27 protein-coding genes and 2 pseudogenes are annotated in these 26508 nt (G+C 65.9%); 19 read left to right on the top strand and 10 right to left on the bottom strand.

What is annotated here, in order from left to right:
* Positions 1 to 35: 35 nt before the first annotated feature.
* The 4 genes and pseudogenes from QOC69_RS26600 to QOC69_RS26585 form a co-directional block, all read left to right on the top strand.
* Positions 36 to 542 carry a pyridoxamine 5'-phosphate oxidase family protein gene (locus QOC69_RS26600; protein WP_526445303.1) on the top strand — a complete coding sequence of 169 codons (507 nt, stop codon included), beginning with the start codon at positions 36 to 38 and terminating at the stop codon, positions 540 to 542.
* 37 nt (positions 543 to 579) lie between these two features.
* Entirely contained in the window at positions 580 to 975 is a 396-nt protein-coding gene (locus QOC69_RS26595; protein ID WP_526445301.1) for a hypothetical protein, read from the top strand.
* Positions 976 to 1446: 471 nt separating this feature from the next.
* Positions 1447 to 2778 (top strand): protoporphyrinogen/coproporphyrinogen oxidase, encoded by a 1332-nt coding sequence (locus QOC69_RS26590; protein WP_526445299.1) that lies wholly within the window; start codon positions 1447 to 1449, stop codon positions 2776 to 2778.
* Positions 2779 to 3498: 720 nt separating this feature from the next.
* A pseudogene (locus QOC69_RS26585) lies at positions 3499 to 3782 on the top strand (GmrSD restriction endonuclease domain-containing protein); the annotation flags it as partial.
* A gap of 58 nt (positions 3783 to 3840) precedes the next feature.
* Here the strand turns inward: QOC69_RS26585 and aroQ are convergent.
* Positions 3841 to 4299, bottom strand: a complete 459-nt coding sequence (gene aroQ, locus QOC69_RS26580) for a type II 3-dehydroquinate dehydratase (protein ID WP_526445297.1) — start codon at positions 4297 to 4299, stop codon at positions 3841 to 3843.
* Entirely contained in the window at positions 4296 to 6125 is a 1830-nt protein-coding gene (locus QOC69_RS26575) for a bifunctional sugar phosphate isomerase/epimerase/4-hydroxyphenylpyruvate dioxygenase family protein (protein ID WP_526445295.1), read from the bottom strand. Before QOC69_RS26575 ends, aroQ begins: the two co-directional genes overlap by 4 nt.
* 92 nt (positions 6126 to 6217) lie before the next feature.
* Here QOC69_RS26575 and QOC69_RS26570 point away from each other — a divergent pair, with 92 nt between their 5' ends.
* From QOC69_RS26570 to QOC69_RS26525, 10 genes and pseudogenes are all read left to right on the top strand, one after another.
* Positions 6218 to 6859 carry a TetR/AcrR family transcriptional regulator gene (locus tag QOC69_RS26570; protein ID WP_526445293.1) on the top strand — a complete coding sequence of 214 codons (642 nt, stop codon included), beginning with the start codon at positions 6218 to 6220 and terminating at the stop codon, positions 6857 to 6859.
* A 96-nt stretch (positions 6860 to 6955) separates the two neighbouring features.
* Entirely contained in the window at positions 6956 to 7813 is an 858-nt protein-coding gene (locus tag QOC69_RS26565) for a shikimate dehydrogenase family protein (RefSeq protein WP_526445291.1), read from the top strand.
* Between the two features lie 47 nt (positions 7814 to 7860).
* Positions 7861 to 9216, top strand: coding sequence for an MFS transporter (locus QOC69_RS26560; RefSeq protein WP_526445289.1), 1356 nt, complete (start codon positions 7861 to 7863; stop codon positions 9214 to 9216).
* Between the two features lie 159 nt (positions 9217 to 9375).
* Positions 9376 to 10167, top strand: a complete 792-nt coding sequence (gene pcaH / locus QOC69_RS26555) for a protocatechuate 3,4-dioxygenase subunit beta (RefSeq protein WP_526445325.1) — start codon at positions 9376 to 9378, stop codon at positions 10165 to 10167.
* Positions 10164 to 10736: a protocatechuate 3,4-dioxygenase subunit alpha gene (gene pcaG, locus QOC69_RS26550; protein WP_526445287.1), complete on the top strand. Its 573-nt coding sequence runs from the start codon at positions 10164 to 10166 to the stop codon at positions 10734 to 10736. Before pcaH ends, pcaG begins: the two co-directional genes overlap by 4 nt.
* Positions 10733 to 11938, top strand: coding sequence for a 3-carboxy-cis,cis-muconate cycloisomerase (gene pcaB, locus QOC69_RS26545; protein WP_526445285.1), 1206 nt, complete (start codon positions 10733 to 10735; stop codon positions 11936 to 11938). The genes pcaG and pcaB overlap by 4 nt, the downstream gene beginning before the upstream one ends.
* Positions 11935 to 13116, top strand: coding sequence for a bifunctional 3-oxoadipate enol-lactonase/4-carboxymuconolactone decarboxylase PcaDC (gene pcaDC, locus QOC69_RS26540; RefSeq protein ID WP_526445283.1), 1182 nt, complete (start codon positions 11935 to 11937; stop codon positions 13114 to 13116). Before pcaB ends, pcaDC begins: the two co-directional genes overlap by 4 nt.
* Positions 13113 to 13817, top strand: coding sequence for a 3-oxoacid CoA-transferase subunit A (locus QOC69_RS26535; protein WP_526445281.1), 705 nt, complete (start codon positions 13113 to 13115; stop codon positions 13815 to 13817). Before pcaDC ends, QOC69_RS26535 begins: the two co-directional genes overlap by 4 nt.
* Positions 13814 to 14497, top strand: a complete 684-nt coding sequence (locus QOC69_RS26530; protein ID WP_526445279.1) for a 3-oxoacid CoA-transferase subunit B — start codon at positions 13814 to 13816, stop codon at positions 14495 to 14497. The genes QOC69_RS26535 and QOC69_RS26530 overlap by 4 nt, the downstream gene beginning before the upstream one ends.
* A gap of 170 nt (positions 14498 to 14667) precedes the next feature.
* Positions 14668 to 14898 (top strand): annotated as a pseudogene (locus QOC69_RS26525) (hypothetical protein); the annotation flags it as partial.
* A 12-nt stretch (positions 14899 to 14910) separates the two neighbouring features.
* On the opposite strand, the gene QOC69_RS26520 reads toward QOC69_RS26525, so the two are convergent.
* Together QOC69_RS26520 and QOC69_RS26515 are read right to left on the bottom strand one after the other, a co-directional pair.
* Positions 14911 to 15750: a DUF3159 domain-containing protein gene (locus QOC69_RS26520; RefSeq protein ID WP_526445277.1), complete on the bottom strand. Its 840-nt coding sequence runs from the start codon at positions 15748 to 15750 to the stop codon at positions 14911 to 14913.
* Between the two features lie 17 nt (positions 15751 to 15767).
* Complete coding sequence (locus QOC69_RS26515) at positions 15768 to 16316, bottom strand: hypothetical protein (RefSeq protein ID WP_526445275.1); 549 nt, start codon at positions 16314 to 16316, stop codon at positions 15768 to 15770.
* A 470-nt stretch (positions 16317 to 16786) separates the two neighbouring features.
* Between QOC69_RS26515 and QOC69_RS26510 the strand changes: the two genes are divergently transcribed.
* The gene (locus QOC69_RS26510) at positions 16787 to 17770 is read left to right on the top strand and encodes a threonine ammonia-lyase (RefSeq protein WP_526445273.1); all 984 of its coding nucleotides are present in this window, start codon (positions 16787 to 16789) and stop codon (positions 17768 to 17770) included.
* Here QOC69_RS26510 and QOC69_RS26505 read toward each other — a convergent pair.
* The 4 genes from QOC69_RS26505 to QOC69_RS26490 form a co-directional block, all read right to left on the bottom strand.
* On the bottom strand, positions 17767 to 18333 hold the full coding sequence (locus tag QOC69_RS26505) for a hypothetical protein (RefSeq protein ID WP_526445271.1): 567 nt from the start codon (positions 18331 to 18333) through the stop codon (positions 17767 to 17769). The two genes, QOC69_RS26510 and QOC69_RS26505, sit on opposite strands and share 4 nt — an antisense overlap.
* Positions 18334 to 18588: 255 nt before the next feature.
* Positions 18589 to 18762: a hypothetical protein gene (locus tag QOC69_RS26500; protein ID WP_526445269.1), complete on the bottom strand. Its 174-nt coding sequence runs from the start codon at positions 18760 to 18762 to the stop codon at positions 18589 to 18591.
* 9 nt (positions 18763 to 18771) lie between these two features.
* Entirely contained in the window at positions 18772 to 19968 is a 1197-nt protein-coding gene (locus tag QOC69_RS26495; RefSeq protein WP_526445267.1) for a cytochrome P450, read from the bottom strand.
* On the bottom strand, positions 19955 to 21370 hold the full coding sequence (locus QOC69_RS26490) for an ABC1 kinase family protein (protein WP_526445265.1): 1416 nt from the start codon (positions 21368 to 21370) through the stop codon (positions 19955 to 19957). Before QOC69_RS26490 ends, QOC69_RS26495 begins: the two co-directional genes overlap by 14 nt.
* A gap of 74 nt (positions 21371 to 21444) precedes the next feature.
* Between QOC69_RS26490 and QOC69_RS26485 the strand changes: the two genes are divergently transcribed.
* The gene (locus QOC69_RS26485; protein WP_526445263.1) at positions 21445 to 22044 is read left to right on the top strand and encodes a TetR/AcrR family transcriptional regulator; all 600 of its coding nucleotides are present in this window, start codon (positions 21445 to 21447) and stop codon (positions 22042 to 22044) included.
* 25 nt (positions 22045 to 22069) lie between these two features.
* On the opposite strand, the gene QOC69_RS26480 is transcribed toward QOC69_RS26485, so the two are convergent.
* Entirely contained in the window at positions 22070 to 22909 is an 840-nt protein-coding gene (locus QOC69_RS26480; protein WP_526445261.1) for an aldo/keto reductase, read from the bottom strand.
* 6 nt (positions 22910 to 22915) lie between these two features.
* On the bottom strand, positions 22916 to 23764 hold the full coding sequence (locus tag QOC69_RS26475; RefSeq protein ID WP_526445259.1) for an aldo/keto reductase: 849 nt from the start codon (positions 23762 to 23764) through the stop codon (positions 22916 to 22918).
* On the opposite strand from QOC69_RS26475, the gene QOC69_RS26470 reads away from it, so the two are divergent.
* Genes QOC69_RS26470 through QOC69_RS26460 form a run of 3 tightly spaced genes read left to right on the top strand, consistent with a single transcriptional unit; the run spans position 23763 to position 26485 of the window.
* Positions 23763 to 24902 (top strand): alpha/beta hydrolase, encoded by a 1140-nt coding sequence (locus QOC69_RS26470; protein WP_526445257.1) that lies wholly within the window; start codon positions 23763 to 23765, stop codon positions 24900 to 24902. The two genes, QOC69_RS26475 and QOC69_RS26470, sit on opposite strands and share 2 nt — an antisense overlap.
* A gap of 33 nt (positions 24903 to 24935) precedes the next feature.
* The gene (locus QOC69_RS26465; RefSeq protein WP_526445255.1) at positions 24936 to 25847 is read left to right on the top strand and encodes a DsbA family protein; all 912 of its coding nucleotides are present in this window, start codon (positions 24936 to 24938) and stop codon (positions 25845 to 25847) included.
* Positions 25844 to 26485 (top strand): vitamin K epoxide reductase family protein, encoded by a 642-nt coding sequence (locus QOC69_RS26460; RefSeq protein ID WP_526445253.1) that lies wholly within the window; start codon positions 25844 to 25846, stop codon positions 26483 to 26485. Before QOC69_RS26465 ends, QOC69_RS26460 begins: the two co-directional genes overlap by 4 nt.
* The last annotated feature ends 23 nt before the right edge of the window (positions 26486 to 26508 follow it).

Below are 26508 nucleotides of genomic sequence, written 5' to 3'. Positions count from 1 at the left end.
TGATGGTGCGTGTTTTCCAGGCGTAACGTCTATTCATGCCGTCCCCAGCCGTCGAGGTTGTCGTCAAGTACCGAACGTGCGAGTTCACCACTCTGTCCCGTGACGGCTCGCCGCAAACATGGCCCGTGAGTGCGCTATTGCTGGAGGACGGTCGTTTCCTGTTGTGTACGAGCATCGGGTTGCCGCAGAAGGCGTTCAATATCCGGCGCAATGCCAAGGTGAGTTTGTTGTTCTCCGAGCCGATTGGCTCCGGTGTCACTGAGCCGGGTGCGGTGCTGATTCAGGGCGATGCCACGGCCGAGGACCGCGTCGTGTCCGACATGATGGCCGACCCCCACCTCGCCGCGTTCATGCAGACGTGGTTCGGCCGCCAGCCCGCAGGCGCCTTCATGAGCTCGTGGCTTGGCCGACGGCTTCTGCCCTTCTATTACTGGCGCATCCTGATCTACGTCACGCCACGGCGGGCTGCTTTCTGGCCGACCCGCGACTTCACGAGCGTCCCTCAAGCGCTGGACCTTTCGGAGTTGCACCGTGTGGGCTGAGGCGGCCAAGTGGCTCGCCAAGTTTCCGGAGGCCGTCGTGACCGCGGTAGACGCCGAGGGCTACCCCGTCAGCGTCCGTGAAACCGCGCCGCGCTACGACGCTGAAACGGGCCAGATGTCCGTCACCTGGCCAGCCGGCGTCGCGGTCGCCGAGGGGCCGGCCAGCGTCTTGTGCCACTCCCACGATGAGAAGGTCTGGAACATCACGGCGATGCAGATCAAAGGCCGCCTCGAGCGCAGTGCGGGTGACTGGGTCTTCATCAGCACCGCATTTAGAGCCCCGTCGGGGATGCTCATCACCTTTTGGCGTCTCAACAGGAACGGCCGTGCAGCCGCGAGACGCTACCTCGAGAAGCGTGGCCTCACAACGCCGGCGGTCAACTGGGACGCCATAGACGAGCTTCAACGCCGCGCTCGGAATGGCCAAAGTTAGCCACGCTCGCCCCACGCACAGGACGAGCGTCAAAGCAGAGTCTCAGATCACTGTCAGCACTCAGCCCTGCTTCAGAGGGGTCCGAACTGAGAATGTGAATCTTATTTTGAGGCTGGTTTGGAGTCCTCCAACTTCGCCGGTCCAACCGTTGGCGCGGGCTTCGTCCATACGGTCGCGCAGGTTGGCGATGAACTCGACGAGTCGGGGCCGAGCTCGCGGATCGACCCGCAGGGCTCGGGCACCGGATACATGCTCACTGAACTTGTCAAGATCGATTGACCTGAAGCCAGGTGTCTCGTCCAGAGATTGAAGAATGTGCGGTTCTCTCACGCGCCAGAGGCGTTCGTCGGAGGCGACTTCGAGACCGCTCTGGCCGGCCCTTGACAGCCCTCCCACGTGAGGTGATGCTCAGCGCAGATCTTGTAGACGCCGGGATCACATGGTTCCGAACGTCGGGGTGGAGAAGGTCATATGAAGCGCGTGGTCGTCGTAGGTAGCGGCCTGGCCGGGTTGAGCGCCGGATACCGGCTCCGTGAGCAGGGCTGGCAGGTCACGGTATTTGAGTCCCTGGGCCGTGTCGGCGGGCGGGTGCTATCGGAGTCCGAGGACGGCTTCGTGTTCGACGTCGGACCGGTCATCGTCACGGACAAGTACACCGAGTACATGAAGCTTGTTCGCGATGTCGGCTTGTCTGACCAGGTGGTTGACTGCAAGCCGGAAATGGGCGTGGTCAAGGGCAATGAGCTTCACATTCTCGACACCCGTAAGCCGGTTAGATCGTTTCTCAGGACCAAGCTCTTGCCGGCGCGGGCGAAACTGCGGTTAGTGGCCAATGCGCTGCGGTTGATCAAACCCGTTTACGGTATGAGCCCGTATGACGTGAGCAACCGTGTGCAATACGACAACGAGTCCATCGAGTCCTACGTCGACCGGATTTTCGGGCGTCAGATCAACGACCTGTTGATCGAAGGATTAGCGCGGACGATGACGACCAGTCCACGCGACCGAGCGTCGGTGATCGAGTTCTTTGCCGGCGCCGTGCTCGCGTCGGGCAAGATGCAGACGATAAGGGGCGGGCTGCAGCTCTTGCCCGACCGGTTGGCCGATCTGCTCGATGTCCATCTCGACTCGCCGGTCACCGCCGTGCACCGCAATGAGCGCGGTGTCGAAGTCCAGTACCAGGACAAGTTTGGGGCATCGGCTCAGGTGCAGGCTGACGCGTGTGTGATCGCAACTGTTTTTCGGGATGCCGTCGAGATTTACCCGCCGCTGAAAGAACCTGGGGCCGAGCTTCTAGAAGCGACGAAGAACGCCGGTTGCATCACGGCGCGACTCACGTATGACAGAAACACCGACAAGGAGCCCTTTCTGATCATGGTGCCGACGGCGTCGTCCCCAGAGGTAGGAACCTTGTTCATCGAAAATGTCAAGGCGACGGACGGTGCTCCAGCAGACACCAGCCTTATCACCGCTTTCATCCCAACCCACTCCGACGACTTCGCCTCATGGAGCGATGACCGCCTGATCGGAGTCGTCCGCGACCTTGTAGAGCGCCTCTTCGCTGAACTTCGTGGCAACTTCCGCGCAGGCCGCCTCACTCGATGGTCGTACGCGTCGCACCAGGGCGAAGTCGGGTATTACACGGCCCTCCAGCGATTTCTCGATAGCTACCCAGCCGATGAACCAGTCCAAGTCGCCGGCGATTACTTGGCTACCTCTGGACAGGAATCCGCCGTGGTCGCCGGTATCAACGCCGCCCAGAGAATTCTCGCTGCGCACAACGGACGAGCCCCGCTCGGCTGAGCCCAGAAACGATGTCACCGACGCCGAAAGCGGCCGGACGCTCACGTTTTCATACTCGCAAGTGCGTTGGTCGCGGTCGGGGCATCGGCGGCTGAATTGCACTGCGGTAGCGAAGGTCGCCGTGCCATTCGCCGTCGTTGGGGGGAGGGCACGGCTTCGGCGTCGAGCAGATCTGTGATCAGACCCGGGGTGAGGATCGGGATCTCTCTACGTGGCAAACGCACCCGCACCGCAACTCTGCGCTGGGGGTTCCGGCCGCAGCGACTAAACGGTTGCATCGAACTCGTTGTGTCGGACGGCGGCGAGGAAGTTGCCGAAGTCGTGGATTCGCACTGCATCCCAGGATTTCGAGCTCGTCTCGAGGTAGGTCCACCATTGCGAGTCCGCGGGCGTATGCCTTGATGGTGTTGGGCGCGAAGCCGGTCTGGCGGCCGAACTCGAGGTACCTCTCCGCGGGCTCGACCACCGAGAGGGATTCCGACACGGCTGTCCATGTTGTCGTGCCGTCGAGTACCACCCGCTGCGTCGTCGCCACCCTGACCCTTTCGGTTAGGGCCAAAGTAACTCCCCGGTCTGACATCTCGGCGGAACGCTCGGGTGCGGCGCTGACGCCGGCTGCACTCCTAATCAGCTACGGATAACGGTGTCTTCGACGCCAACAATCCGGCAATTCAGAACCAGTCGATGACGTCGTCGGCACCGGGAAGCAGCTATGGATACCACCTCGTCCCGTTGGCCCTGGCGTGGGACCTGGGCGCCCGGTTCTGGACGGACGAGCTGCGCACCGGTTCGCCAACGATCCGGCCAACCTGCTCGCGGTCGAGGGAAAGGCCAACCGGCACAAGGGCGACGGGCAGCCCGCGGAGTGGATGCCGCCCAACCACGCGTTCTGGTGTCAGTACGCGGTGCAGTTCGCCGAGGTGTTGCGTGGCTACGGACTGCCGATCGATGAGCCGTCCGCGCCGGTGCTGCGTGAAGCGGCCGCCACCTGCCCGACGGGCTGACATCCGTGTCGGGGGAACACGACGACATCGGCCCCGCGCACGAGATCGACGCGAACTACTAGCCAGGTAACTTGGCGGACACCCTCGTTGCAAGGTATCGGACCGCAAGCTCGTAACCCAAGATCCCCGCACCGGCGACCACCATCTCGGCCACCGCGGACACGTACGAATGATGCCGAAAGGCTTCGCGCCGCTGGATATTGGTCAGGTGCACCTCGGCGACCGGCAGCGCCACCGCCGTCAACGCGTCGGCGAGGGCAATCGACGTGTGGCTGTAGCCGCCGGGGTTGATGACAACGCCGGAGCAATCGAGTCGCGCGTCGTGAACGGCGTCGATGAGGGCGCCTTCATGATTGCTCTGCACGGCCCGCACCGCCACGTCGAACTCAGCCGCAGTCGCGGCAACCGCCTCCTCGATCTCCTGCAGGGTCGTCGTCCCGTAGATCTCGGGCTGCCGTGTACCGAGAAGGTTCAGGTTGGGGCCATTGACCAGCAGCAGTCGCCGTCGATCGGTCACCTCCGCATGGTTCCTGCGAGGCCACTTCGTTGAGCGGCCAGACGCACCGGGGCATTGTCGGATCCGTATCCGTCGTAGTGCCCCCGCCGCTCAACGAACTCGAAGAAGACGCTGCCGACCGTGCGGGTGTAGAAATGCACGAATTCGCCGTCCGGATTCCGGTCGTACAGCAGGTCGAGTTCGCGGAGTTCGGCGACTGTCTCGGAGTCCACGCCGAAGCGGCCCGCCACGTAGTCGTAGTAGTTGTCCGGCACCGAGAGGAATGGCAGCCCCCGAGCGCGGGAAGCTCGAGCCAACTCGACAACGTCGTCGCATGCGAACGCAATATGTTGGGGCATCCCGGATTCGTCGAGCACGTGCGGGGCGACGTTCAGCGGCAACCGAACCGCGCCATCGGCGGTGCGCATCACCTGGCTGCGAACCAGCCCAGTGGGAGCCGCCACCTCGGTGGGCGCGTCCGCGGCTAGCCCGAAGACGCTGGTCAGGAACAGCACGGCTTCCTCGGCAGTCTGCCAGGGCTGCACGAAGTTGACGTGGTCAATGGCGCGTACGGGTGAGAGCTTGGCGCCGGGTACGCCGTTCTCGAATTCATCGATCCACGCCGGCGGCATGCCGGTGGGCGGTGCGGTAACCCAGAAGATCTCACTGCCATCGGGGGCGACTGCGCCGCCAAGAGGCTGTTCGGAAGCGTAGGTGCGGCGGTAGGCGGTGGGCGCCATCAGATCGGCGGCCCGGCGTGAGGTCGCTTCGGCATCGGGCACTTGCAGGCCGACGGCGGCGACGTGGGGTTCCAGGTCGCGAGCCTGCTGTTCGTTGAGCACGACACGGGCTGCGCCTGCGACCCATAGCGACACCGGCTTGGTTCGGTGACGTCCCTGGGCGGTGAAGCCCAGCTGTTCGAGCAGGACTTCCACTTCGGTAGTGTCCTCGGCCTTGAGCTCGACGAAGTCAAAGCCGGTGGGCGGCTTGGCTTCCGCCACCGCGGTCAGGCCGGTGACGTTCGTAATCGCATGCTGCGTGGCGATCTTGTCCTGCAGCCACAGCAGCGAGCGCAAGGCGTGCACGGCAGTGCGGTGCGGGTCGGTCTGTCGGAAGGTGTCGTTGAAGACCTCCAGCGACAGCGGACCGTCAAACCCGGTCGAGAGCACATGCGAGACGAAGGTTGCGAGATCGAAGGTGCCCTCACCGGGAAACAGCCGATGGTGACGGCTCCAGGACAGCACGTCCATGGTCAGTGCAGGAGCGTCGGCGAGTTGGAGATAGAAGATCTTGTCGCCTGGGATCTGCTCGATCGCCGCGGGGTCATGCCCGCGGGACAACACATGGAAACTATCCAGGCACAGTCCGACGGCGGGATGGTCGGCCAGCTCCACGATGCGCCACGAGCGGCGGTAGTCGTCGACGAAGCGCCCCCAGGCCAGCGCCTCGAAGGCCACCTTGATGCCGTGCTTCTGCGCCAAGCCGCCCAATTCGCGGAGCTGGCCGGCCGAGTGCTCGTCGGAGTCGACGGTCGCGGTCGCCACATTGCTGCACACCAGAACCGTGTCAATACCGAGTCGCTGTGCCGTCGCGAACGTGGCACCGGCGCGACGCAGATTCTCGGCGAACGTGGCGTCGTCGACACCCTCGATGTCGCGGAGCGGTTGATAGAGATCCAGGGACAGTCCCAGCCGTCGGGCGAGACTGCGGATCTCCTCGGGGCTGTGGTCGCTGGCGATGAGGTCAGGCTCGAAGATCTCGACGCCGTCGAATCCTGCCGCGGCGCACGCGTGCAACTTTTCGGTCAGGGCACCGCTGATTGAGACCGTGGCGATGGATGTCTTCATTGGGACCTCCTGTCGCGGCTCAATGTACCAAATAGTTAATTAGATCGGAAGGGTTACGAGGGAATCGGGCCACTGACCAGTAAGCTGCCGACGTGACCACCGAGTCCCGTCCAGAGCTGCAGCGTGACGCCGAGCGCACGCGCGCCGAGCTGCTCGCGGTGGCTACGGAAGTGTTCGCCGAGTCGGGCTACTCCGGCGCGCGGGTGGACGAGATCGCCGAGCGCACCCGCACCACGAAGCGGATGATCTACTACTACTTCGGCGGCAAAGAGCAGCTCTACATGGCGGTGCTGGAGAACGCCTACCGGGGCATCCGCGAGGCCGAACAGAAGTTGCAAGTCGACCACGTCGATCCGGTCATCGCGATGCGCCGACTCGCCGAGCTGACCTTCGACCATCACCTCGACCACCAGGCCTTTATCCGGCTGGTCTCGATCGAGAACATCCACCGCGGTGAGTTCATCGGGCGGCTGGGCTCGCTGCGCACCCTGTCGCAGCCGGCGACCTCGCTGCTCGACGAGCTCCTCGCGCGCGGCCGCGAGCAAGGCGTCTTCCGCAACGACGTCGACGCCCTGGATGTCCACATCGTGATCAGCTCGTACTGCGTGTTCCAGGTCGCGAACCGCTATACCTTCGGGTTTCTCTTCGACGTCGACTTCACCGAGACCACCCAGCGCGCTCACCTGCGCCGGATGATCGGCGACGTGGTCGTCGGCTGGCTCACCGCTCGCTGACGCGACCCCAATCACATCAAAGGCTTGACGAGACGCGCATCACAGTGCTCTACTTTGCGTACGTACTAGTTCGTACATTAGTGAGGACGGTGGAGAGTGGCATCCAGCCCGTATCTGGTGGGCCTCGTCGGCCAGGGTGTTGGGCCGTCGTTGACGCCCGATCTGCACATGGCTGAAGGCCGCGCGCACGGCCTGGACTACGTCTACCGCACGATCGATCTCGACGCGGTCGGCGTCACGCCCGAGCGCATCGGTGAGATCCTTACATGGGCACGCGCCCTCGGTTTCAACGCGCTCAACGTCACCCACCCCTGCAAGCGGTTGGTGATTCCGCACCTCGACGCTCTCGACCACGATGCCGCAGCGCTGGGCGCAGTCAACACCGTGGTGTTCGAGGGAAACGGCGTCATCGGCTACAACACCGATGCCCCCGGCTTCGCGACGGGATTCACCGAGGGATTGCCCGGCGCGGTCACCAGGAACGTGGTTCTGCTGGGCGCCGGCGGCGCGGGCGCGGCCGTCGGGCATGGGCTGCTGGAACTCGGCACCGAACACCTCACGGTTGTCGATCTCGACGTCGACCGCGCCACCACCCTGGCTCGCGATCTCGCCAGCCGCCATCCGGACGCACGGGTCGACGCGTCGGCCTTCGAGAAGCTGTCGGTCCTGCTGGCGGGCAGCGATGGCGTGGTGCACTGCACCCCCACCGGAATGGCCGAACACCCCGGCCTGCCATTCGACGCCGCGCTGCTGCACCGGGGCCTGTGGGTCGCCGACATCGTTTACCGCCCGCTGGACACCGCACTGCTGACGGCCGCGCGCCAGGCCGGTTGCCGCACTCTCGACGGCGGCCACATGGCCGTCCACCAGGCCACCACAGCATTCGAATTGATCACCGGGATCACCCCCGACGCCGCCCGAATGTCGCGGCACTTTCGCAGCCTTGTCGGGTGAATTCTCACCCGTCGTCCCGACATTGAATGGAAACTAGGAGGAATCCGATGAGCGTGATCAACACCAACCCGCCCGACGGCGCGCCGTCGAGTACCCCGGAGCGGACGCCCCGACGCGCCGCGCTGGCCAGTTTCATGGGCAGCGCGGTCGAGTACTACGACTTCTTCCTGTTCGGCTCCGCCGCGGCGCTGATCTTCCCGAAGGTGTTCTTCCCCTCGGACGACGAAGCGGCACTGGTGATGTCGTTCGCGACGTTCGGTGTCGCCTATGTCGCGCGGCCAGTGGGCGCGTTGATCCTCGGGCACTTCGGCGACCGGATCGGCCGGCAGAAGGTGCTGATGTTCACGCTCGTCCTGATGGGCCTTTCGACGTTCCTCATCGGCTGCCTGCCGACCTTTTCGACCATCGGCTGGGCCGCGCCGGCACTGCTGGTGCTGTGCCGACTGCTGCAGGGCCTGTCGGCCGCCGGTGAGCAGGCCGGAGCCAGCTCACTGACGCTGGAGCATGCTCCGGACCATCAGCGGGCCTTCTACACGTCGTGGACGCTGACCGGAACTCAAGGCGGCCTGGTGCTGGCGTCGCTGGTGATGATCCCATTCGTGTCGCTGCCCGACGACGCCGAGCTCAGTTGGGGCTGGCGGGTGCCGTTCTGGTTCAGCGCCGTCGTCGTGCTCGTTGCCTACTTCATTCGTCGCACCCTGCACGAGCCGCCGGAGTTCGCCGAGGCCAAGGCGTCGGGCGACATCGCCCGGATGCCGCTGGTGCCGCTGATGCGCGACCATTGGAAAGACGTGCTGCGCGTGGTGTTCTGCGCGTTCATCGCCGCGGTCTCAACGGTTTTCGCCAACCTGGCCATTGCCTACGGCAAGAAGGTGGGTCTGGAAGCGGATATCACACTGTGGTTGGTCGTCGTCGCCAATGTCGTCGCGATGGGAACCCAGCCGTTGTTCGGAATGCTCGCCGACCGCATTGGGCGCAAGCCGGTGTTCATCTACGGTGCGCTGGCGTCGGCGGCACTCATGCCCTTCTACATGCTCTCGATGAGCGGGGGTAACACGCCGCTGATATTTGCCCTCGCGATCGCCACGTTCGCCTTCGGCTACGCCGCCGCCAACGCCGTCTGGCCGTCGTTCTACGGCGAGATGTTCAGCACCAAGGTGCGGTTCTCGGGCGTCGCCGTCGGCACCCAACTTGGCTTCCTCGTCGCCGGCTTCACCCCGTCCATCGTCACCGCACTCGGCGGTGTGCGAGAGGGTGGCTGGGTGGTAATCAGCGTGTTCACCGCTGTCGTGGTGTTGATCGCCACGGCATCAGCGTTGACCGCTCGCGAAACCAAGGGCGTATCGACACCACTACTCGGTCACAAGGTCCCGGACTCCGCCAGGGATCTGGTCCACAACTGAGCGATCGCTGCCATGGTGTCCTGCGGGTCAAAGCAAGCGGCCGATGCCGCGCGCCGCGACCTGCAGGGCACCGAGCATTCGACGCCACCACAGCATTGTCAGACGACCGCACCACCCGCGACGCATCCAGGAGGCGACACCGTGCGCACCACGGCAGCAATGATCGAGGCCGACCCCGACAGCGCATCGGCCAGTCAGGCCGAAGTCAGCGTCGAGATCGCCGCGGTCGAGTCCGCGTACCAGCGCGCCGGCGTCGAGGAGACGCAGCCGCGGCTGAACTACGCGCCCTACCGGAGCAGCCTGCTGCGACATCCAACCAAGGACTTGCACCACGCCGACCCCGAGGGCATCGAGCTGTGGACGCCGTGCTTCGGGCAACGCGACGTGCATCCGCTCGAATCCGACCTGACCATCCAGCACCCCGGCCAGCCCATCGGCGAACGGATGGTGGTGACCGGACGGATCGTGGATGGCGATGGACGGCCTGTACGCCGTCAGCTCGTCGAGATCTGGCAGGCCAACGCCGGCGGGCGCTACGTCCACAAGCGCGATCAGCATCCGTGCCCGCTCGACCCGAACTTCACCGGAGTGGGCCGCTGCCTGACCGACGACGACGGGCGCTACCGATTCACCACGATCAAGCCCGGGCCTTACCCGTGGAAGAACCACCGCAACGCGTGGCGCCCCGCGCACATCCACTTCTCGCTGTTCGGGACGGAATTCACGCAGCGGATGATCACCCAGATGTACTTCCCCGGCGACCCGCTGTTCGCCCTGGACCCGATCTACCAGTCGATCGCCGATCAGAAGGCCCGCGACCGGCTGGTCGCCAGCTACGACCACGACGTCACGACCCACGAGTGGTCGACCGGCTACCGGTGGGACATCGTGCTCACCGGCGCGAGTCGTACACCACTGGAAAACCACGACGACGGAGCCGATCACCAATGACGACGCTGCTGACCGCAACCCCCGGGCAGACCGTCGGGCCATTCTTCGGCTATGCGCTCCCGTTCGACAACTGCAGCGAGCTCGTCCCACCCGGATCCCCCGGTGCGGTCCAATTGCACGGAGTGGTCGTCGATGGTGACGGGCAGCCCGTTCCCGATGCACTCTTGGAAATCTGGCAGGCCGACGCCGACGGCAGAATTCCGAAGGCAACCGGTTCGCTTCGTCGCGACGGGTGGACGTTCACCGGCTGGGGCCGCGCTAGCACCGACGACGAGGGGCACTACAGCTTCTCCACCGTGACTCCCGGTGCTACCCAACGGGGTTCGGCCCCATTCATCCTGTTCACCGTCTTCGCCCGCGGTCTGCTCAATCGCCTGTTCACCCGGGCCTACATCCCTGGGGGCCAGCTGGCGAGCGACCGGCTGCTGACGTCGCTGCCCGCCGAGCGCCGCCACTCCTTGATCGCCAACCGCGATGAGCACGGCCTGCGCTTCGACATCAGATTGCAGGGCAGCCCCGAGAACCAAGACGAGACCGTCTTCCTGCGCTACCCGGGACAGCCACGATGACCGACATCTTCTGGCCCGGCGACCAGCACGCCGGTGAGCTGATGAGTGATGCCGCGTTTCTGGCCGCGATGGTCGCCGTCGAACAAGCGTGGCTCGATGGACTCATCGATGCCGGGATCGCGCCAGCACGGGCGCGGGTCGATCTGGGGGAGCATCTGACCGATGGCGACGCCGAGACGATCGCCCGTGGCGCCGACGCCGACGGCAACCCCGTCACCGTGCTGGTCGCGTTGCTGCGGGAACGCACGCTGGAGCCGAGCGCCCTCTGGCTGCATCGCGGACTGACCAGCCAGGACGTGATCGACACCGCGCTGATGATGTGTGCGCGCGATGCGCTGGCCCGCATCGGCGATGAATTCGCCACACAGGTGCAGACTCTTTCCGCGCTCGCCGAAACTCACCGTGGCACACCGATGCTTGCGCGCACGCTGACCCAGCCCGCGCTGCCGAGCACGGTCGGTGTGAAGGTTGCACGATGGCTGTCCGGCGTGCTCGACGCCGCCGAGCCGTTGGCGGAAGTGCGGGCCTTGCTGCCCGTGCAGGTGGGTGGCGCGGCGGGAACGCTGGCGGCGGCCACCGAGCTGGCCGGCTCGGTCGACGGGGCCATCGCGCTCAGCGACGCGCTGGCCGAGGCGCTGCGGTTGGCGCCGGCGCCGCCCTGGCACACGACGAGATCGCCGATCACCCGTATCGGTGATGTGCTGGTGGGCTGCTGCGATGCGTGGGGGCACATCGCCGCCGACGTCGCCACCGGGAGCCGGCCGGAGATCGGCGAGCTGGCCGAGGGACGCGTCGGCAGCTCGTCGACCATGCCGCACAAGAACAATCCCGTCCGCTCGGTGCTGATCCGGCGCGCCGCACTGACCACGGGTCCGCTCGGCGCCACCCTGCACGCCGCCGCAGCGGCCAGCGTCGACGAACGCTCCGACGGGGCCTGGCACGCCGAGTGGGCCACCCTACGCACGTTGGCCCGCCACACCGTCGTTGGTGCCGCACACACCTCCGAACTGCTGACCGGGCTGCGGGTCAACCCGGCCCGCGCGGCCGCCAACATGGCCGCCGCCCACGGAGTGCTCTCCGAGCAACAAACCATGACCGAATTGACCGGGCGCCCAGCGATTCCGGGCTACACCGGCGCCGCAGAGCGGTTGATCGACTCGACACTGCAACGTGCGCGTCGCTACGTCAAGGACGCGCCATGAGCATTCCGGGCCTCATTGCCACCGACTTCGGCGGACCCGCCAATGGCCGCCTGCTCCTGCTCGGCCCGTCACTGGGTACCTCGGTCACCACTCTGTGGGGCAACGCGGCCGCACGACTGTGCGAGCACGTCCGCGTCGTCGGCTGGGACCTGCCTGGCCACGGCCGCAGCGACCGTGGCGAGTCGTTCACGATCGCCGAACTCGCCGCCGGCGTGCAGACCCTCGCCGATGAATTCGCCGCCCACACCTTCCACTACGCCGGCGATTCGGTGGGTGGCTGTGTGGGCCTGCAGCTTCTGCTCGATGCCCCGCAGCGCGTCACGTCGGCGACCGTGCTGTGTACCGGCGCGACCATCGGCACTCCGGACAGCTGGCGTGAGCGTGCTGTCGCGGTGCGGTCGGTGGGCATCGACGCCGTCCTGCCCGGCGCGCCGCAACGCTGGTTCTCCGCCGGGTTCACTCAGCGACGACCCGATGTCAGCGCGGCATTGCTGGGCGCCCTGCGTGACACCGATCCAGAGTCCTACGCGCAGACATGTGAAGCGCTAGCGGGCTTCGACGTCACTGATCGGCTGCATGAGATCCTCGCGCCTGTTCTTGCCATCGCCGGCAGCGACGACATCCCCACTCCGCCGGAGTGCTTGCGGCGGATCGCTTCTGGCGTCAAGGACGGCCGGGTCGTAGTACTCGACGGAGTCGGCCACCTCGCGCCCGCCGAGGAGCCCGTGCGGGTCGCCGAGCTGATCGTCGGGCATCTGAGTGCAGCGACGGACCGCCCAGCGATGACCACCGACGAGGTCTACGCCGCCGGAATGGCGGTGCGGCGCGAGGTGCTCGGCGATGCGCACGTCGACCGGGCGATCGCGGCGACCACCGACTTCACCGCCGACTTCCAGCGGTTGATCACCGAATACGCCTGGGGCAGCATTTGGACCCGCCAGGGTCTGGACCGCCGCAGCCGGTCGCTGGTCACACTCACGGCCCTTGTCGCGCGTGGTCATCACGACGAGCTGGCCATGCATCTGCGGGCCGCCCGTCGCAACGGCCTGACGAACGACGAGATCAAGGAGTTGTTGCTGCAAACCGCGATCTACTGCGGCGTGCCGGTCGCCAACACCGCGTTCCGGATCGCCGCCGAGGTACTGCCCGATCTCGACAACAACGGAGACCGATCGTGAGCCGCACCGTGATCTGCGATACCGCGCAGCAGGCGGTCGCCGGAATCGCCGACGGTGCAACGATTCTCGTCGGTGGATTCGGCATGGCAGGCATGCCCACCACACTCATCGACGCATTGATCGAACAAGGAGCCAGCGACCTCACCATCGTGAGCAACAACGCGGGCAACGGCGACACTGGCCTGGCCGCGCTGCTGGCTGCCGGGCGGGTCGCCAAGGTGATCTGTTCATTTCCCCGGCAGACCGATTCCCATGTGTTCGACGGACTCTACCGCGCAGGCAAGGTCGCCCTCGAAGTCGTGCCGCAGGGAAATCTCGCCGAACGCATCAGGGCGGCTGGCGCGGGAATCGGTGCGTTCTTCTGCCCGACCGGCGTCGGGACGCCGCTGGCCGAGGGCAAGGAGACCCGCACCATCGACGGCCGCGACTACATCCTGGAATACCCGATCCGCGGCGACGTCGCCCTGATCGGTGCCCACATTGGCGATAGGGCCGGAAACCTGTTGTACCGCAAGACCGCCCGCAACTTCGGGCCGGTGATGGCCACCGCCGCGGCACTGACCATCGCCGAGGTGTCCCGCGTCGTCGACGCCGGCAACATCGACCCCGAAACAGTGGTCACGCCGGGGATCTTCGTCGACCGCATCCTCGAACTGTCTGCGATTTCCGTCTCCCGGCATACCACGGAGGTGGCTTCATGACGCTGCACATCCCGACCCGGGCCACTGTTGAGCATCTAGACCGCGGCCCACTGGACCGCCGCGAACTCGCTGCCATCATCGCCCGCGACATCCCATCCGGCTCGTACGTGAACCTCGGCATCGGTCAACCAACGACCGTCGCCGAGTACCTGACACCCGAGGCCGATGTCGTGTTGCACACCGAGAACGGCATGCTCGGTATGGGTGGAGAAGCCGTCGGCGAAGCCGTCGACCCAGATCTCACGAACGCAGGCAAGATTCCGGTCACCGAGACCCCCGGAGCGTCCTATTTTCACCATGCCGACTCCTTCGCGATGATGCGCGGCGGCCACCTCGACATCTGCGTACTCGGCGCCTTCCAGGTTAGTCAGCGCGGAGATCTGGCGAATTGGCACACCGGCGCGCCGGACGCCATCCCAGCGGTCGGCGGGGCCATGGACCTTGCGATCGGTGCGAAGAACGTGTTCGTCATGATGAACCTCTTCGCAAAGGATGGCACCGCCAAACTCGTTCCGGCGTGCGACTATCCGCTGACCGGACTGCGCTGCGTCAGCCGGGTTTACACCGATCACGCCATCTTCGACATCGATAGCAGCGGTGAAGGCCACGTACGGGTGGTCGAAACCTTCGGCATGACGGTGCTGGCGCTGGCGGAGCGGACGCGTATCGAACTGGGATAGCCGCGGGCAGTGGGAGTCGGTTCCAAGCCGCTAGCAGTTCTCGGCGAGGAGCTCGGCCGTGCGGCGCTCGCGTAGGGCGGCGGGGTCGAGGCCCCAATCCCGCAGCGAATTGAGCGTCCAGGTCGTCGCCGTCCAGGGCTGCTCTGCCGCCTCAGGATCGTGAAAGCCGAAGTCTGCGTACCCGGTTCGCCGACGATCCGGCCAACCTGTTGGCGGTAGCTGGCCAGGGCAATCAGGACAAAGGCGACGGCCAGCCCTGAGTGTGGATGCCGCCCAACCACGCGTTCTGGTGCCAGTACTCGGTGCAGTTCGCCGAGGTACTGCGCGGCTACGGATTGCCGATCGACCAGCCGTCGGCGGTGGTGCTGCGCGATGCGGCGGCCACCTGCCCGACGGGCTGAACTCCGGTGCCCCTAGGGGTCAGAGGGCTCGTCGCGTTTCGCGGAGAACGTTCGGATCAGCGCGGCTCCGCCGCCTCCGAAGACGACCATGCCGATGCCGACGGCGTCGGGTAGCGCATCGGTGACCCAGCCGAAGATGCCGGCCGCCAGGATGAATGTGGGCAGCCAGTCGTAGAGGGCGGAGACCGGCTGTGCTACCTCCTCCGGTTCTCCTCGGTCGGCGGCATCCTTGGCCCCGGCGTAGTCGGGGTAGAACTCGGTGAACGCGACCGCGAAGAAGAGGGTGGCAATCTGAAGCACCCAGCCCGTCCAGAAGTTGTTGGAATCATGCAGGACGACATCCCCGACAAAACCGACGATTGCCGACAGGATGAACGCACCCGCCCATACTGCTGAGATCGCGTAGTTGATGTGCAGAAATAGTGCACTGCCCCAATACTCCTGCGGGGTCCGTTCTTTGGCATAGGCCACGGTGAACGGCTTGCGGGCGATCAGTGTCGCGCAGACGAAGAGAGCCAGGGCCACGTTCGTCAGTTCGCCCGCCCAAAGTTCGAGCCACTGGATGGTCCCCGCCGAGGCGGTCAAACCCACGACGGCGAGGATGGCGAAGAACGCCACGCCGAACACCTCGAGGGAGTGAATGCTGATACCCCGCCGACTTCCGATCCACAACATCAGCAGCGTCAATCCCAAAGCCGCACAAATCGCTTCCTCGAACCGGCCCGGCGTTGAGAACAGCGAGAACAGCACCCACGGTGCGATGCCGGAGAGTGGTGAGTCGAGGAATGCGTCGATGACGCTGCCGGCCTTGCCGGGCTTGTAGTTGTCGGGCTGCGGGGCCGTGCCGGTCATTCAGAACGTCCCACGGGTCAGGCCGTGAGCGAATCCTTGATTGCCGTGTCCTGTTTCTGGCCGTAGTCAACGACCAAGTCCAGCGGCACGGAATCGGTCTTCGGTCCTTCGAATTCGATTGACCCAGCGGCATTGCCCTCGGTGAACAGCAGCACGCTGACGGACTTGGTTCCATCGGGTGAGGTCCCCGTGACGACGGTTCCACCTGTCCCCACCGCCGCCGGCCGCGTCCTTCCATTGCTGACCCGGTCGCCCAGTCCGCTCTGTATTTCGCTGATCGCGTTCGTGGCCGCCTGGGGGTCGGGCAGAACCAGGATGGTGTTCGTGATCTGCCGGGTGTCGTCGCGATGGGTATAGACCGTCGTGACACCTGGCTGGCCGTTCGGATTGATCGTCGGTGCAGAGGCGGTATAGGCCGTTGAATCCGTGATGACGTTGGGGCTGACGGGAATGGCGCTGTAATCGCCGGGTTCCGCTGCGGCACTGCTGGATCCGCCGATGGTCATACCGGCCGCCAGGAGTGCGGCGGCCGTCAATCCACCGATCGCGATCAGAGGTCGATTCATGGGCGACGTGCTCCTATCCGATGTTTGTCAGGTGATGTTCGTCTGCAAGCCGTCGCCGAGTCAGGCCGGCTCAGCGTGCGTCAGCAGGGGTAGCACGCAAAACCGCGCCAGCCGTCGCGCCAGAACCACCCAGGACCACAGCCCATGCGGCCGGTTCCGCCTGCGCAATCGAGCCCCTGCACCGTCGGCCTCGGAGCCTGCGTGTACACGGTGATATTCGGATCGTGTGTCACCTGCGCGGCAGTCGCGGTCTGAGCGGTCGCCAACGAGCCGCTCAATATGGCTCCCGCGACGACGGCCATGGCAATCTTTCGCATCAAGTCCTCTTCCATTAGCGAGCTTGAACGCGCGTGACGTTACGCTGAAATTGACCTGGTCGTGGATTAACAAGCGGCATTCCGAAAATGGGGCTCGACGCGCTGAATCTCGGGCTTCGAACTCAGAAGCCGGTCGCACTACGCTGCTGTGTCGTGCAGGAGACGCGCCTCGACACTGCTCGGATCAGGGCGGCTCGCACGGTAATCGACCCGATCTTTCTCGACACTCCGCTGTACCGCTGCGAGGCGCTGGAACCCGTTCTCGGGTGCACGGTGAGCATCAAGCTCGAAACGGCGAACCCGGTCCGCAGCTTCAAGGCCCGCGGCACCGAGGTGGTCGCGAGCCGGCTCGCCGACAACGGCCCGCGAGCCGTGGTGTGCGCCAGCGCGGGCAACCTTGGCCAGGCCCTCGCTTGGTCCGGTCGCAGCCGGGGGCTCGACGTCACCGTCGTGGCATCCCGCCTTGCCTCTGCGGCCAAGCTCGATCGCATCCGCACATTGGACGCCAGGTTGGAGCTGGTCGATGGCGACATCGAAGTGGCGCGCGAGCGGGCGGCGGCCCTCGCGCGGGACGGCGGCATCCGGCTGGTCGAAGACAGCCTGGACATCGAGACCTGCGAGGGGGCGGCGACCATCGGCCTGGAACTGGTCGACACCGTGCCGTCGTTCGACGCCGTCCTGATCGCGCTCGGCGGCGGGGCACTGGCCACCGGTGTGGGTCACGTGGTGAAGGCCTTGGCACCCGACGTCGAGGTGATCTGCGTTCAGCCGCTGGGCGCTCCAGCGATGACGTACTCGTGGCACCAACGGCGCGTCGTCACCACCGACTCGATCGACACCATCGCCGACGGCGTCGCCGGACGGCGTCCCATCCCAGAAGTCCTGGACGATCTCCTCCTGGTCGCCGACGACGTCGTCCTGGTTCAGGAGGCGTCGATCATCGCCGGTATGGGAATGCTCCTTGACCACGCCGGCCTCGTCGCCGAACCGTCGGCCGCGCTCGGCATCGCGGCGATCCTCGAAGACCGTGATCGCTTCGCCGGCCGACACGTCGTCACCATCGTGTGCGGCAGCAACGTCGACCTAGACGCCTATCACCGTTGGGTCGGCTCATCGAAATCCCTTGAGCAGAGCTAGAAACCCGGACCCCGAACTCGATCGGCGTCCCACCAGGCGAGCACCCGTGTCCCGTACAGGGTTAGCCACTTCGATGGTCCGCCAGCCGGTACGTCGACCTCGAACCACACCCGCCCGGGATCTCGAGGACCCTGCAGCCAGGTGCCGTCGGGTTGCCTGGCGGCACGGATGAGCTCGATCGCGTCGGCCATCCGAGGGTCTGGTGGCACGTCGTCGAGCAGCGAGGCCTGGCGGAAGTAGTCGGCCGCGTTGAGCACGTTGCAGACCCAGCGGAAGGGGTAGGCGAATCCGTCCACCCAGGGTGCCACCGGCTCGCCCGTCGAGAGACGTCGGAAGAGCCCGCGCTGCAAGAGATATTCCTCGCCGGAGCGCCGGGCAGCGCGCGTTGCGTCCGTGCCTCCGGTCGCGGCGTCGTAGGCGAGCAGTCCCTTGAGCGAGTTGAGCGTGGAGTGGAACGACGACCGCGTGGAGCCCTCGACCCATTCGCAGTTCCAGCCGCCGTCGGGCAACCGATGCTCGAGGAACCAGTCGACGATGCCGGTGACGTCGGCGCCGAGCCACACGCCGTTCGCGACGGTCCAGGCGTTGATGCAGCAGTCGACCTCGCCGTGCCAGTACGGCAGGTTCTCGTACTCCCAGCGGCTGTTCTCGGCGAGCAGTTCGGCCGTGCGGCGCTCGCGTAGGACAGCCGGGTCCAGGCGCCACTCCCGCAGCGAGTTCAGCGTCCACGTCGTCGCCGTCCAGGGCTGCCCGGCACCCTCTGTCGCCTCAGGACCGTCGAAGTCGAAGTCTGCCGGGAAGAACGCGCCGCCGGCCCATTAGCCGTCCGAATCCTGCAGTGCGAGAAGGCGTGCGCCGAAGCCTTCGGTCGCAATCCGTTTCCGCGTCGCTTCCCAGACCTCGGGTGGCTGTTGCGCGACGTCGCGCTCGACCTGCCAGCGCAGCGCCGCGTCGCAGTCCAGGAGCCACTCGATCAGGGCCTCGGTCACCATGGCGTGACTCTAGCGAGACGGATCGTGGTCTGCTTCGAACACGGTCGTCACGTGAAGAGGCCCACGGATGGCGGGAGTGTCTCGCCATACGTGGCTGCCGAGGGTGGGTCGGCGGGCCAGGAGACGTTGGAGCGCTCTGGCGATCTCGAGGCGGGCCAACGCGGCACCGAGGCAGTAGTGCGCGCCGTAGCCGAAAGTCAGCGGAGCGGGTCCGGAGCGGTCGGTTTGGAGTTGGCCGGGTTCGTTGAAGATGGCTGGATCGCGGTTGGCTGCCGCGATGACCACCAGGGCCGGCTCTCCGGCGCGGATGGTGACGTCGTTGATGACGTGGTCGGCTGTGGCGGTCCGACCCACGGCTTGCACGGGGCCGTCGAGGCGGAGCAGTTCGGTGATCAGGCGATCGTCGACGGTGTCGACCGCATCGACCGGCCGAACTGCGCCGAGCCAAGGTGTTAGGAGGCGAATCATGGCTGCGCCGAGCAGGTTTGCGGTGGTTTCGTGCCCTGCGATGGCGATGACGACCGCGGTGGTGACGACATCGTCGAGTTCGAGAACTGGGTCCGCGGCAATGAAGCTGAGGAGGTCGTCGCCCGGATGGGTGCGGCGATCGGCGGCCAGCGGCAGAAGGTCGGTCAACAGCGTGGCGAAGGCGGCTGTTCCGGCTTCGACAGCGGCGGTGTCGCCGAAATCGCTGAGCATTCTGCTGATCGCCGGGGATTCCTCACGCAGCAGTCGCGCCGAGTCGGCGTCTAGCCCCAACCAGGCCGCCGCGACGGCGATCGGAAGTGGCAATGCGATTTCGGCCATGAAGTCGAACTCGACGCCGGCGCGGAAGTGGTCGATCGTCTCTGCGGCGATCTTGTCGATGCCGTCCTCCAGGCCGTTGACGAAAGAGCGGGTGAAGACGTCTCGAACGGCGCCGCGCAACCGCAGATGATCTGCCCCGTCGACGAATAACATATTGCGGCGCAAGATGTCTGGATTCATCGTGCGGAGTGCGGTCGGGGCATTGGAGTTCGCTTGCGGGCTGCTGGTCCATCCGGGTCCGCCGAGAATCTGCTGTGCGGGGTGATACCCGAGTACCAGCCACGCGCCGACCTCGTCATCCCAGACCACCGCGCCCTCGCGCCGCCGCAACTCGTAGTAGGCGTAGGGGTCGGCGGCATCCCAGGGAAGCCTGGCCGCCGCGGCGTCAGGGGTGGTCATGGTGATCGAACGCCGATGGCAAGCCACGTTCGCGGACCCACGCATGATGTGCTTTGCCGAGATCGGTGACGGGTTCGGCGGCATTGTCGATGTCGTCGAAGATCGCCCGCGCCGGCATGGTGGCACGCAGGCCCGCGCATACGCTGCCAACGGCGAGCTGGAGGCGGCTGGCGAACACGTAGTCGTCGGGCACGTTCATGCGCGCCATCGGATGGCCGGCGTCGCGAAGGTCGAACAGCCCACGGACGGTGCGCGCGGTGGTGTCGGGCGTATAGGTGACCGGCTGGGGTGCCGCGATGGCCTCGTATTGCATCTCCGACATCCACTCATACATCTCGTCGGCGGTGAGGTCGGACTCGGCGGTGAGGAAGCCGGCCTGCAACATGAGGTCGCGATAGTCGTGTTTGCGGCCCTCGACGACGGCACGAAACATCCCGACCCAAAGCAACCGTTTGGCTTCCGGCACGACCTTGACGCAGCCGAAGTCGACGAAGCCGACGGTGCCGTCGGAGTTGAAGCGATAGTTCCCGGGATGGGGATCGGCGTGCACCAGGTTGGCATGCCGAAAGTTCGCTTGGCTGAACCGCGTGATGACCTCCGCCCAAGTGTTCTTCAGGTCCTGGTCGGCCTCTTGTGCTGCCGCCCAGTCCATTCCGTCTAGGTAGGTCATCGTCAGCACGCGATCGCTGGACGTCTCGGGAACGACGTCTGGAATCCGGATGAACGGGTGGTCCCGATAGAGCTGCCCGAACCGGGCGACCATGGCCGCCTCGTGACTATAGTCAACCTCTTCTGAGATCCGCGCGGCCGCTTCACGCGCGACGGCCCGGACGTCAGCCTTGACCCCCGACGCTGAGGTCACGAACCGCAGAAACGTCGCCAGAAGCTCCGTGTTGGCCAGGTCATCGCGGATCGCCTGTGCCACACCGGGATACTGAATCTTGACCACAACCTGTCGACCATCTTCAAGGACGGCACGGTGAACCTGACCGATGGATGCTGCAGCCATCGGCTCGGCTGTGAACTCGGCGAATTGCTGGACGGTGGAACCGAGTTCGGCTTCGAAGACTTCTCGGACCAGGTCGGGATGCATCGGCGGAGCGTCAGCCTGTAGCCGGCTCATGGCCTTCTGGTACGGCCAGAACCCGCCGGTGCCCACTGCGCGGGTATCGAGCATCGACATGATCTGGCCGACCTTCATCAACACGCCGCGCGAGTGGCCGAGGAGTTCGGCATACCGCTCGGCGGTGCGCTCGTGGAACCGCTCGACGGCGCCGTCGTTGCCCGTCTTCTCCCGCAGCCCGGCCACCAGCCGGCCCCCGGCAGCACGCGCGGTGAAGCCTGCCAGCGGCATCGTGCGCCGGATCCGTCCGCGCGGAACGGGGCTGTTCTGAGGTGGCATCGCGTTCTCCTAGTCGACCCCGACGTAGTAAAGTGATGTCTTGTTAAAGGTAAGCGATCACTTTGGAGAGGTCAATGTCAGCACCGGCGCCGACACGCGAACGGCTGGTCACCGAGGCGATGCGGTTGTTCAGCACCAAGGGATATGAGGCGACGAGCGTCTCGCAGATCGAAGCCGCGGCCGGGCTGGCGGCGGGGTCGGGCGCCCTTTATCACCACTTCAAGTCCAAGGAAGCGCTTCTGGACGCCGGGGTCGACCGTCAACTGGACCGCCGGCACGCGATGCGGGACATCCGCACACTGTTCGCCGGGCTCGGCGACCTTCGGGCCGAACTCACCGCCCTCGGCCGCTACCTGCTCACCGTCGTCGACGAGGAGATCGAGCTCCTGCAGATCGCTGCCCGCACACCGGCAGGCCGATCAGCACGCCTCGACACCGCCTACGCCGCGCTGGTCGACGGACTCAACGCCGAACTCGCGGACTGGATCGCCGCCTGGGGACCGAAGCTCACTCAGCAGGAGTGCGAAGTCTTGGCAGCACTCGGAGTCAATGGCATCCTGGGGGCGCGCTTTGCCACCAGCCTCTTTCACCAGCCCGTGGCACGTGTACCCGACGACCGCTATCTGGCCGAATGGACCGCGCTCCTCGCCACCCGCATCGAAATGCTCGGCTGACGTTCAATCCGGCGCGCCGCGCAGGTTACGTGCCGGTGTAGGTCTCGGGGTCCGGCCGGAACCGGGTGCCATCGTCGAGCGCGTTCAGCTGATCCATGTGCTCGGCGGCCAGCTCGAAGTCGAACACGTCGAAGTTCTCGGCGATGCGCTCGGCGGACGACGAGCGCGGGATCACGACGTTGCCGAGCTGAATGCTCCACCGGATCAGCACCTGCGCCGGGGACTTGCCGTACTCACCAGCGATCGACTGGACGGTCGCGTTCTCCAGCAGCCTGCCCACGCCCAGCGGCCCGTACGCCTCGGTGACGATGCCGTGCTCGGCGTTGACCGCTCGCAACGCGGCCTGATTGAGCAGCGGATGCAATTCGATCTGGTTGATCGCAGGCACGAAGAACGACAGGTCGACGACGTTCGAGAGGTCGTCGGGGGTGAAGTTGCAGACGCCGATGGACTTGGCACGGCCGTCTTCCTTCTCCTTCATCATGCCGCCCCAGCTGTGGATGTACCTGCCCGCATCGCCGGCGGGCCAGTGGATCAGATAGAGGTCGACGTAGTCCATGCCCAAGCGTTCGAGGCTGGCCTTGACCGCGTCCTGAGCCTTCGTGAAGCCCTGATCCTCGGTGGCCAGCTTCGTGGTCACGAAGATCTCGGCGCGCGGAATCCCCGACGCGGCGATCGCCCGGCCCACCGCCGCCTCGTTGCCATACGCCGCCGCGGTGTCGATCAGACGGACGCCGATCTCGAGGGCGGCCGAGACCGCGTGTTCGGTCTGCGCCTCGGTCAGCTCACCGACGCCGATACCGAGGACCGGGATTGTGTTCTCGTCGTTGAGAGAGACATTGGGGATCGCTGCCGCCGAGGTCATGTCCGCCTAACCTGTGAAGTTGAAGGTTCGTGGATCGGGCCCCAGCCGGGTGCCGTCCTCCAGCGAGGCGATGGACGCCATGTCCTGCTCACTCAGCTCGAAGTCGAACACGTCGAAGTTACTCACAATCCGTTCGGGGTTCACCGATTTGGGGATGACGATATTACCGAGCTGGATGTGCCACCTAATCAGTACCTGCGCTGGCGTTTTGCCGTTGGCGTCGGCAACCTTGGTGACCGTTGGGTTCTGCAGCAGCGAGCCCTGGCCCAGTGGACTCCATGCCTCGGTAGCCACGCCGAGTCGAGCGTGCAGCTCCCGCAGTTCGTGCTGTGGCAGAAGGGGATGCAGCTCAATCTGATTGACCGTCGGGACGATTCCCGTCGCGTCGATCAGGATGTTCAGGTGCTCGGGGGCGAAGTTGCTGACGCCGATCGAGCGCACCCGGCCCTGGTCGCGAAGATGCGCGAACGCCTTGAAGGTGTCGACGTAGGCGTTCAGTTTGGGCATCGGCCAGTGGATCAGGTAGAGGTCGAGGTCGTCGACACCGAGCTTCGCGACGCTGGCGTCGAACGCCTTGAGCGTCTTGTCGTAGCCCTGCTCGGAGTTCCACAGCTTGGTCACCAGAAAGACGTCCTCACGCGGGATGCCGGAGGCGGCTGCGCTGGTCAGGGCCCTTCCGACCTCGGCCTCGTTGCCGTACGCTGCGGCGGTGTCGACGTGCCGGTAGCCCGCCGCCAGCGCCGCACCAACGGCCCGTTCGGTGTCGTCGGGAGGCGTCTGCCAAACACCTAGCCCGATGGTGGGTATCGAATTGCCGTCGTTCAGTGGAACCGAGGGATGTGAAGGACTAGCCATGACGAAGAGTCTGCCAGCCGAGACTGCGCACACCGGATCGCCGCTACCGATGCCGCAGCCGGGGAAGGGTCGACCCAGTCCGGTCCGCATGGCCGCGGTCAACGCCGCCAGCCGTGTCGTGCTGCGCACGCTGCCGAAGATCCCCAAGACGGTCAAGCGGCTCCTGACCGCCCGCAGACCCGTCACGATCGACGGCAACACCCTGGACGCCACGCTGCAGCTCCTGCTGGCCGCGCAACGGTCCGCCGGCCTCGACGGGTTGGTCGCCAGCTGGGACGTTTCGGAGGCGCGCACGCAGTTACGGAAGCTGGCCGCCATGGTCGACGCGGACGTCGCGGTCGGGGTGACCGACACCTCGCTACCCGGACCCGCAGGCGCGATCCGCGCGCGGCACTACGTCCCGGTCAACACGGTCGGCAGCGAGCCGCTGCTCGTCTTCTTCCACGGTGGCGGCTTCGTGATCGGCGACATCGACACCCACGACGGCCTGTGTCGACTGATCTGCCGCGACGCGGGCGTGCACGTGCTGTCCATCGACTACCGGCTCGCACCGGAGCACAAGGCGCCTGCCGCAGTGGAGGACTGCTACGCCGCGTACCGATGGGCGCTGGAGCACGCGGCCGAGCTCGGCGCCGACCCGGCGCGGGTGGCCGTGGGTGGCGACAGTGCCGGCGGCAACCTCGCCGCCGTGGTGGCGCAGCAGGCCCGCGCAGACGGTGTGCAACTGCCCGCGCTGCAGCTACTGATCTACCCCGTCACCGACTTGAGCGCCGACACCCGGTCGAAGACGTTGTTCGCCGACGGTTACTTCCTGACCAAGAAGGACATGGACTGGTTCCGCGCCCAATACCTAAAGGGCGCACCGATCGACGGGGCGGACCCGCGGGTCGCGCCACTGCTCGCCGACGACTTTTCGGGTCTCCCGCCCGCGTTGCTCCTGACCGGCGGTTTTGATCCGCTGCGTGACGAGGGCAATCAGTATGCCGCCGCCCTTGCCGCGGCAGGGGTACCGGTCGACCATCGGCACTACCCATCACTCATCCACGGTTTCGCGAACTTCTTCCCACTCGGCGGCGGCAGCGCCACCGCGACTGCCGACATGGTGTCGGCGCTGAAGGCTCACCTAAGCCGCGGCTGAGAAGCCTCGGACCGCGCCGGTACCCTTGTCCCCGTGGCCACGAAACCCAAGAAGAACGCCAGCTACGACCTGAAGGCCGCCGACCGCAGGCGCAGCCTCTTCATCCGGATCGGCCTCACGGCGGTCGTCGTGGTCGTCGCCGTGGCGCTGTTCGGCTACATCGTGACGTCGGGCAGCAAGAAGCCGTCAGGAGGCGAGGCGAAGTCGATCCGCGTGGCGTCGAGCAAACTGATCACCAAGGAGGGCACCACGGAGCCGAAGGCCGTGCTGTCCCTCTACGAGGACTTCCTCTGCCCGGTGTGCGGACGTTTCGAGCAGCAATTCGGCCCCACGATCAACCAGCTGATCGAGAGCGGCGCGATCGCCGCCGACTACTACATGGTCGCGATCCTGGATCGACCGGCCAACCAGAACTACTCGTCGCGGGCCGGCTCGGCGGCGTACTGCGTGGCCGACGAAGACACGACCCCGGACAAGCAGGCGTTCCGACGGTTCCACTCAGCGCTGTACGCCCAGCAGCCCAGCGAGACCGGTTCGGTGTTCCCCACCAACACGCAGTTGGTCGAGACCGCGCGTCAGGCAGGCGTCGCGGGCAAGGTGCCCGACTGCATCAACGGCAGCCGCTACGTCGAGATGGTCGACGGCCTCGCCAAGGCAACCAACGTCAACGCCACCCCGACCGTGCGGATCAACGGTGAGGACTACCAGTACTCCACGCCCGAGGCATTGGTCGCCAAGATCAAGGAGATCGTCGGTGACCTGCCGGGTCTGACGCCGGCGCCGGCCGCACCCGCCCCGACGCCACCCGGTGGCGCACCGGCCGCACCCGGCGCACCCGCCCCGGCCGCACCCGGCGCACCGCCCGCGGCCGCCCCGGCACAACCCTTGGTGCCGGCCGAACCTCCCGCGGCCGCCCCCGCCGCACCCGGCAAACCGACGCCATGACAGTCACCGCGGAGAGTTCGGAGCCGTCGACCGACCCGTCAGCCGGCCGGCCCGCGGGCGGCGTATCCACGGCGAGCGCGCTCTGGGTGCTCATCGCCGGTGTCGTTGGTCTCGCCGCGGCCGTCACCTTGACCATCGAGAAGATCAAGCTGCTCGAGAACCCGGCTTACGTGCCGTCCTGCAGCATCAACCCGGTGCTGTCCTGCGGATCGGTGATGGTCACACCGCAGGCCGCGGCGTTCGGCTTTCCCAACCCGCTGATCGGCATCGTGGCGTTCTCCGTGGTGATTGTCAGCGGTGTGCTGGCGGTCACGAAAGTGCCACTGCCGCGGTGGTATTGGGCTGGACTTGCGGTAGGCACGACGCTGGGCGTGGTCTTCATTCATTGGCTGATCTACCAGAGCCTGTACACCATCGGCGCGCTGTGCCCGTACTGCATGGTGGTGTGGGCCGTCACCATTCCGCTTCTGGTGGTGGTGGCGTCGATCGCCTTGGCGCCCACGGATGGCAGACAGGCGGGCAACGCGGTGGCGCGGTCGATTCATCAGTGGCGCTGGTCGCTCGTCACGCTGTGGTTCACCGCGCTGATTCTGCTGATTCTGGCCCGCTTCTGGGATTACTGGTCGACGCTCATTTAATAGCCGTCAGGGGGAGGTTAGAG

It is taken from the genome of Mycobacterium sp. (assembly GCF_032162105.1).
Lineage (GTDB): Bacteria > Actinomycetota > Actinomycetes > Mycobacteriales > Mycobacteriaceae > Mycobacterium.
The sequence above is the reverse complement of the archived record's forward strand: the minus strand, read 5'-3'. Positions and strand labels throughout refer to the sequence as shown.

Coding starts and splice junctions, on each gene's coding strand:
- QOC69_RS26600 (WP_526445303.1), top strand. CDS start 36: ATGCCGTCCCCAGCCGTCGAGGTTGTCGTCAAGTACCGAACGTGCGAG.
- QOC69_RS26590 (WP_526445299.1), top strand. CDS start 1,447: ATGAAGCGCGTGGTCGTCGTAGGTAGCGGCCTGGCCGGGTTGAGCGCC.
- QOC69_RS26575 (WP_526445295.1), bottom strand. CDS start 6,125: ATGAAGACATCCATCGCCACGGTCTCAATCAGCGGTGCCCTGACCGAA.
- QOC69_RS26560 (WP_526445289.1), top strand. CDS start 7,861: ATGAGCGTGATCAACACCAACCCGCCCGACGGCGCGCCGTCGAGTACC.
- pcaH (WP_526445325.1), top strand. CDS start 9,376: ATGATCGAGGCCGACCCCGACAGCGCATCGGCCAGTCAGGCCGAAGTC.
- pcaG (WP_526445287.1), top strand. CDS start 10,164: ATGACGACGCTGCTGACCGCAACCCCCGGGCAGACCGTCGGGCCATTC.
- pcaB (WP_526445285.1), top strand. CDS start 10,733: ATGACCGACATCTTCTGGCCCGGCGACCAGCACGCCGGTGAGCTGATG.
- pcaDC (WP_526445283.1), top strand. CDS start 11,935: ATGAGCATTCCGGGCCTCATTGCCACCGACTTCGGCGGACCCGCCAAT.
- QOC69_RS26530 (WP_526445279.1), top strand. CDS start 13,814: ATGACGCTGCACATCCCGACCCGGGCCACTGTTGAGCATCTAGACCGC.
- QOC69_RS26520 (WP_526445277.1), bottom strand. CDS start 15,750: ATGACCGGCACGGCCCCGCAGCCCGACAACTACAAGCCCGGCAAGGCC.
- QOC69_RS26515 (WP_526445275.1), bottom strand. CDS start 16,316: ATGAATCGACCTCTGATCGCGATCGGTGGATTGACGGCCGCCGCACTC.
- QOC69_RS26500 (WP_526445269.1), bottom strand. CDS start 18,762: ATGGTGACCGAGGCCCTGATCGAGTGGCTCCTGGACTGCGACGCGGCG.
- QOC69_RS26495 (WP_526445267.1), bottom strand. CDS start 19,968: ATGACCACCCCTGACGCCGCGGCGGCCAGGCTTCCCTGGGATGCCGCC.
- QOC69_RS26490 (WP_526445265.1), bottom strand. CDS start 21,370: ATGCCACCTCAGAACAGCCCCGTTCCGCGCGGACGGATCCGGCGCACG.
- QOC69_RS26485 (WP_526445263.1), top strand. CDS start 21,445: ATGTCAGCACCGGCGCCGACACGCGAACGGCTGGTCACCGAGGCGATG.
- QOC69_RS26480 (WP_526445261.1), bottom strand. CDS start 22,909: ATGACCTCGGCGGCAGCGATCCCCAATGTCTCTCTCAACGACGAGAAC.
- QOC69_RS26470 (WP_526445257.1), top strand. CDS start 23,763: ATGACGAAGAGTCTGCCAGCCGAGACTGCGCACACCGGATCGCCGCTA.
- QOC69_RS26475 (WP_526445259.1), bottom strand. CDS start 23,764: ATGGCTAGTCCTTCACATCCCTCGGTTCCACTGAACGACGGCAATTCG.
- QOC69_RS26460 (WP_526445253.1), top strand. CDS start 25,844: ATGACAGTCACCGCGGAGAGTTCGGAGCCGTCGACCGACCCGTCAGCC.